Genomic DNA, 6,460 nt, shown 5'->3' with positions numbered 1-6,460 from the left:
ATTCAAACTAATTTTCGTGAAAAAATTTCAAATCAACAAAGTTTTTGAAAGAGTCCAATTACTAGAATTAAAAATAGTTACTGAAAAAGTTAAAATAGCCAATTTCTAGAAAAAAATTTTTTTATAGTAACTGTCTTTAAAAGGCTAAAAAAATAATAAAATAAATAAAAAAATGTTAAATTAAAATATCTCTTGAATAATATCCCCATCAGAAATAATACCAACTAATTTTCCATCTTCAACAACAGGAAGTTGATTTAAAATTCCTGAAGAAGAAACACCTTCTTTCATTATTTTAATTGCATCTTCAAGACTGTCATCAGGAGAAACTGTAATAACAGACCTGATCATTATTTCATCAACACTAGTTCCCAATTCATACTTATCAAGAATCAAATTATGGCCAACATCAGTAGCTGTAATAATACCGATCAATTTATCATCCTCAACAACAGGAAGAGAACTAATTTTATGTTTCATCAACTTTTCAAAAGCATAAACTACATCTATATCAGAAGTAGTAGTTATCACTTCAGTTGTCATTATGTCCTTCACTTTCTTGTTCAACATTGTCCATTCCTCCAAATTTTTCAAGAATATCATCTATCATGAAATCTATAGTTTCATTAATATCCACATTATTTATTATGCGTGCATCATGAATTTTAGCCTGTTCAACTAAAAATTTTTGAGTTTTCCTTATTGTGGTAAAATTCTCCATATATTTTTCAAGAGATCGTTTAACCCAAGGCTGACGACATCTTGAATAGAATCTTTGTTTGTGAGACTCTTCATCATCAACAGTTAATGTAAAAATAATGATATTATTATTTTCCATCAAATCTTTTCTGATAAAACCCGGAACAACATGAACCCCTTCAATAATAGTACTGATACCCTCTTTTACAGACCTTTCAATAATTGCTTCAATACCCACGTTGACGACATCAACATGACTAATAAACCCTTCAATAACTGAATCAATTCTGATTGAAGGTGTTCTAATACTTTCATAGGCATCAAAACTTGATTTATGGATAACTGGACTTAATTCTTTAGATACAATCTTACGCATTACTTCACGAATCATATCCGTACTTATAAGGTTTTTTAATCTTAATCTGCTGGCCAATTCAAAAGCCATAGAAGAAGTTCCCACACCGGATGCTCCACCTATTAGAATTATTAAAGGTTTTTTAGATGTTCTAAGAGACCTCCAATTTTTATATTTCTGAGCAATTTTCGGATCGATGCATTCAAGGTGATTTAAAACAACATTAGCCAAATCAAAACTTGAAATTTCTGTAATATTCTCTTTAATCAATTCAGTTTCAATATCACTGGCTATATCATGCGCCCTTTCAGTCCCAATATCAGCAACATTAAGAGAACGGGACATGATTCCTTTTGAAAATGGCTCTTTATATTGTTTACCATCAACATTCCCAACAACCCAAATCATAATAATCACTTACTTAGAAAATATGATTTAATATTTTAAGTTATTGTTAAATAAAACTTGTTATTTGATTTTAAAAAAAAAGAAAGAATGAATAAAAAATTATTCATCCAAAGAAATAAGGCTTAAATCATATTTAGAACCATCTTTAATATCAATTAAGACAGCTCCGTTATCTTTAAGCATTCCAGGATTTGCCACATCAGTAGTTTTTCCAATTTTACTTATAGATTTTGCTTCATGAATGTGGCCACAAAGATTAATTTCAGGTTCAAATTCGTGGATTGATTTTTGAATTCCTGAACTTCCAACATGTTCACCATTTTCAACCCTATCTGCAGCGGTATTGAAAGGAGGCGCATGGGTAACCAGTATTCTTACTTTAGGAACGTCAGAATTGTAAACATAATCATAATTAGCCAATAAATCATAAACGGCAGCATAAATCTTATCATCATCCATTTCTCCAGGAGTATCAAATGGAGTTGGATTGGATCCGCCAAATCCGAATAAAATCGCATCGCCATAAGCAATAATATTATTGTGAAGGCAGAATGATACTTCATTAATAGCATTACAGATTCCATTTGGATCGCAATTACCTGGAATAGCTATTACATCCACACCACAGTCTGCCACTTTATTAATAAATGTTGAAACAAATTCTAAAGGTCCGAAGTCAGTAATATCACCTAAAATTAAAACCAAATCAATATCATTATTATTTAAATATGTATATAAATTTTCGTTTTCTTCACCGTGAACATCACTAATTGCTAAAATTTTAGTCATTATATCACCATTATTCCTCTAAAAAGAAAGATCCCATTTCTTTTAAACCAGCCTGTAAATCCGGCTTATCTCCATGTAATTCAACAGTCACATCATCATCAAATTCAATGATGAGTCCGTTCCACTCTGCAATCTCTTGAACTCTTTCTTCAGCTAAAGGAACTTTTAAGTTAATTCTCCCTGTAGTCAATCCAGGAGGAGTGTTTACAAGAAATCTTGACCGAGAATTTGCAAATTCAAATACTTCTTCTCCCCTCATGACTTTTTTTAATAAATCAAGCCAATGGTCAACATATTCTTCCCCTTCCTCTTCAGCCATTATTAAAAGAGTTCCTTGAATATTATTTAAAGACATTTCAGCTTTTGCCAAACCATTGATTAGTTCAGGATGGGAAGGGTCTCTTTTATATGAACTGATTGTAGACCTGATTAATCCCATCTCAGGATTGATTCCACTAGGAATTTCATATCCTTTTTTATTCAAATCAGTAATGAGATGATGGAGAACCAACCAATTTTGTTCAGAAGGTAAGCTCATAAATGTCCACCTATAATTTTTAAAGTAGTATGGTTAATTTTAGCATCTGCATCTTTTAATTCTTGTTCAATTTGACTGATATTCTGATAAGAATCTAGGAACAATACATGATGAGTTGAAGTACCTGCAATGTTTAAAATTGCGATTTCATCACTTTGTTTTAACTCTCTTTTTTCTATAGTTGCTTTGAATTGAACATATGGTTCATATTCTTCTGGAAGGTCGGAATATTTAAATATACCATCTAATGTTGCTAAAAACATAATTACACCTCTTTAATTATTTAGTTTATTTTATCTTAATAATCCTATATAAAAGTACTTACGAATTATTCGTATATATTGAAACAAAAAAAATAATCAATAAAAAAAAGGTTATCAATTGATAACCATTATCCAAACTGTGTTTTCAAGGTCTAAAAATAAAAAAATAAAAGGATTAAAAATCCTTAAATTTATTCACCTAATGCTTTTTTGATAGCAGGAGTTGCATCAATTTTTTGAGCATCAAAGGTTAATTCTTCAGCTGATAATCCCATAGCTAATCCGTATAATTGAGCTAAGTGGAATACAGGTAATGCAAAGTCAGTTCCGTATTTTTCGTTTACTTCAGTTTGACCTTGGTCAAATTGCATGTGACAGAATGGACATACGTTAACGATTGCATCTACTCCAGCTTCAGTCATGTGATCGAGTTTTTCTTTAGTGAAACTAGTAGTTACATCTAAATCTCTAGCTCTTAAACCTCCACCTGCACCACAGCACATCATTTTGTCTTTGTAGTCAACAGATTTTGCACCAGTGATTTCTACAAGGTCATCTAAGATAGATGGGTTTTCAGCTTGATCTTCAATACCGATAGTTTTGGTAGGTTTTAAGAAGTGGCAACCGTAGTGAACAGCTACATTTAAGTCTAAAGGTTTTTCGATGAGAGAAGCTAATTTTTCGTATCCAACGTCATCTCTTAAGATTTGAGCGAAGTGTTTTACTTCAATAGTACCTTTGTATTCTCTTCCGATTTCAGCTAAGTTAGCGTTGATTTTAGCTTTTTTATCTTCATCTTCTTTTAAAATGTGATTACATTCAAATAATGAACCGAAACATCCGTTACATTCGGTCATGATGTCTGCACCCATGTCTTCAGCAAGAGTTAAGTTACGAGCTGCGATAGTAGCCCAGGTTTCTTCATCAAAAGAACCGAATACACCAGGAGCAGGACAACAAGATGCTCCTTCCATGTCTTTTAATTCAATATCTAATGCTTCGAATAATTTTCTAGTTGCTTTTTCAACACCAGGATAACGGTTGTTCATAATACAACCTAAGAAGTATGCAATTTCCATATTATAACTCTCCTCATAAATCTATTCTTTTAATCCGCCGGTTGCTTCATCGTAACCGATTAATTCGTCAAAAGCGGTAATTTTACATAATTTTTGTACTTCTTCTAATGCTTCAGGATAAGCGTGAGTTGTAGGTGGTACTTCAGGAAGACCAATTTTTACTCTTAAAGCTTTTGCAGCATCGTTAATAGGTACTGCGTGACCAGTATTCATTACAAATACACCAGTCATTTTGTGTGGTTTTGCCATGTATCCTGCGTGAGCTGCGATGTTACGTGCTTTTTTGATAATTTCTACAATTTTAACACTTCTAAGACATCTTTCTTGGCAGGTGTAACAGGTAGTACACATCCATAAAGCTTCATCAGAAATAACTTCTTCTTTTAATCCTAATAAACATTTTCTGACGATTTGTCTTACTTTGTATGGAGTTCTTCTTCCAGAAGGACAACTTCCACTACAGGTACCACATTGGAAACAGTGTTTAACAGTTTCGATTCCAGCATCGATGAACTCAGCAGTGAAATCTGGGTCACGATTACTATCATTTAATAATTCTTTATCAGTTAATAAAGTCATATTATCTCCTTTTGTATCTTTATCTTTTGAATCTTCTTCATCAGCATCTACTTCTTCAGAAGTTTCTTCAACTTCTTCAGCTGATTCTTCAACAATAGCCTCTTCTAATTCAGCTTCTTCTTTCTCTTCCACAATTTCTTCAGATGAAACTTCCTCAGCTTCAGAAACCTCATCAATGACAGTTTCTTCTTCAGCTTTGTCTTCTTCTAAAGGTTCGATGTCTTTTTCAGAAGTTAAATCTTTCTCATTTGCTTCTTCTTCAACAGAATCAGCAACTTCATTTACAGATTGTGAAGATGTAACTTCGACATCATTAGATGTGTTTGAAACATCAGTTTTGATGTCTTCTTCTTCATTATCATTTTCTCCTTTGAATAAGGACTTAAGACGATTTATTATAGACATTGAAAACACACCTCGGATAATCATAGGACAATTTCCTCAAATCCATACTAATATTCTTTAAAAAAACATATATAAAGGTTACTAAAAATTTCAATTGTGTAACCCAAATGATTACACATTGGAAAAAATTTTTATAAACCTAAAAAACAATAAGTATATAACAACAATAATTGGGAACGAAATAAATGATAAAAAAATTTGAAATCAAATCACATGACGGACCTGGAAGAGTGGGAAAGCTTGATGGAAAACTGACACCAGAAATATTTTATAAAAATGATTTGAAAATTGCACCTAATGAGGGTTCAGCATATAACATTGATCGTGAAATTGCTGAATTCAACGTTAAGGAGACATTAAGATTAGCCGAAGAGCATGTCAACGAAGCGGACACAGCAGTTATCCAAGGTTCAAAATATATTGATTTAAGAATCGAATGTTTGAAACAACTGGAAGAAATAGGTTATAACGGATTTATCATAGCTAATGGAGATGCACTTCTTACAAATCCAAAGGAATTGGTTGAAATTGTAGTTTCACTTAAAAAAGAAGCTAAAAAAACCAGTTATTTTATTTTTTCATTTACCGAACTTTCATTCATGCCTATTTTGACATATATGGGAATTGATGGATTTTTAGCCGACAGCGCAAATTACTACAGTCATATAAACATTTTACAAACACCAACAAAAGCGTATGACTTAAATACATATCCAATTTATGAAAATATTTCACAAAAGGAATTAGAAAAGAAAAATATTGAAAACATGGAATTTGTAATTAAAGAGATACATTCACATATGAAAAATAATTCTTTAAGAAATTTAGTTGAAGAGAGGTCCGGAACAACACCTCAGAATATATCAACTCTAAAAATTCTCGATAGAACCCAAATGGATTACCTGCTTGAATATTCACAGTTATTTTAGAATTTTAAATGATTCCAGGATATTTTTGAATTGACCTTCAGATTCTCCGGAAATGTCCAAAGTTCTTAATTCAAAAATGAAAATATCCCCATTTTCAATGAAAACATATGTATGAATATCAAAGTTAATTTCAGGAGTATCCATGTTCGCATGCAACTTAATTGCATCCATTCCAGCGATTTTAATAAAATCAGATGCAATTATCACCCCACCATCATCGGATATTGAGTTTTCCATGAACATTTTGTAATCATCAAGATTAGTTGCTGTTGGAAACATGACCGCATTGATTAAGTTGTCCTGACCTTTAGAAAGAGTGGCGATGCAATCGGGATTGGATAAGACGTCTGCTTTTTCAACTTCCCATTCATCAGGATATTCAAAAGCGATTTTTCCGGAATTAAATGTTCTCATGA

Annotated in this window: 9 protein-coding genes; 1 reads left to right on the top strand and 8 read right to left on the bottom strand. The window is 32.0% G+C overall.

The window, feature by feature from the left end:
• Positions 1 to 180: 180 nt before the first annotated feature.
• The 7 genes from Q4Q55_RS05140 to hdrC form a co-directional block, all read right to left on the bottom strand.
• Positions 181 to 570 (bottom strand): CBS domain-containing protein, encoded by a 390-nt coding sequence (locus Q4Q55_RS05140; RefSeq protein WP_303371753.1) that lies wholly within the window; start codon positions 568 to 570, stop codon positions 181 to 183.
• Positions 533 to 1,462 carry a 2-phosphoglycerate kinase gene (locus tag Q4Q55_RS05135; protein ID WP_303371752.1) on the bottom strand — a complete coding sequence of 310 codons (930 nt, stop codon included), beginning with the start codon at positions 1,460 to 1,462 and terminating at the stop codon, positions 533 to 535. The genes Q4Q55_RS05140 and Q4Q55_RS05135 overlap by 38 nt, the downstream gene beginning before the upstream one ends.
• A gap of 99 nt (positions 1,463 to 1,561) precedes the next feature.
• On the bottom strand, positions 1,562 to 2,251 hold the full coding sequence (locus tag Q4Q55_RS05130) for a metallophosphoesterase (RefSeq protein WP_303371751.1): 690 nt from the start codon (positions 2,249 to 2,251) through the stop codon (positions 1,562 to 1,564).
• A 10-nt stretch (positions 2,252 to 2,261) separates the two neighbouring features.
• Positions 2,262 to 2,789 (bottom strand): DUF2096 domain-containing protein, encoded by a 528-nt coding sequence (locus Q4Q55_RS05125; protein ID WP_303371750.1) that lies wholly within the window; start codon positions 2,787 to 2,789, stop codon positions 2,262 to 2,264.
• Entirely contained in the window at positions 2,786 to 3,052 is a 267-nt protein-coding gene (locus Q4Q55_RS05120) for a DUF749 domain-containing protein (protein ID WP_303371749.1), read from the bottom strand. The genes Q4Q55_RS05125 and Q4Q55_RS05120 overlap by 4 nt, the downstream gene beginning before the upstream one ends.
• 191 nt (positions 3,053 to 3,243) lie before the next feature.
• A complete protein-coding gene (gene hdrB / locus Q4Q55_RS05115; RefSeq protein ID WP_303371748.1) occupies positions 3,244 to 4,131 on the bottom strand; it encodes a CoB--CoM heterodisulfide reductase subunit B in 888 nt (295 codons plus the stop codon).
• Positions 4,132 to 4,152: 21 nt separating this feature from the next.
• On the bottom strand, positions 4,153 to 5,115 hold the full coding sequence (gene hdrC / locus Q4Q55_RS05110) for a CoB--CoM heterodisulfide reductase subunit C (protein ID WP_303371747.1): 963 nt from the start codon (positions 5,113 to 5,115) through the stop codon (positions 4,153 to 4,155).
• Between the two features lie 185 nt (positions 5,116 to 5,300).
• Between hdrC and Q4Q55_RS05105 the strand changes: the two genes are divergently transcribed.
• Entirely contained in the window at positions 5,301 to 6,044 is a 744-nt protein-coding gene (locus tag Q4Q55_RS05105) for an archaeosine tRNA-ribosyltransferase (RefSeq protein ID WP_303371746.1), read from the top strand.
• On the opposite strand, the gene Q4Q55_RS05100 is transcribed toward Q4Q55_RS05105, so the two are convergent.
• The gene (locus tag Q4Q55_RS05100; protein WP_303371745.1) at positions 6,036 to 6,458 is read right to left on the bottom strand and encodes a hypothetical protein; all 423 of its coding nucleotides are present in this window, start codon (positions 6,456 to 6,458) and stop codon (positions 6,036 to 6,038) included. The genes Q4Q55_RS05105 and Q4Q55_RS05100 overlap by 9 nt on opposite strands.
• Positions 6,459 to 6,460 lie beyond the last annotated feature (2 nt).

Origin of the sequence: Methanobrevibacter sp., from assembly GCF_030539555.1 — an archaeon.
Taxonomy (GTDB): Archaea; Methanobacteriota; Methanobacteria; order Methanobacteriales; family Methanobacteriaceae; genus Methanocatella.
Note: the sequence above shows the minus strand (reverse complement) of the source record. Positions and strands in the feature narration are given on the sequence as shown.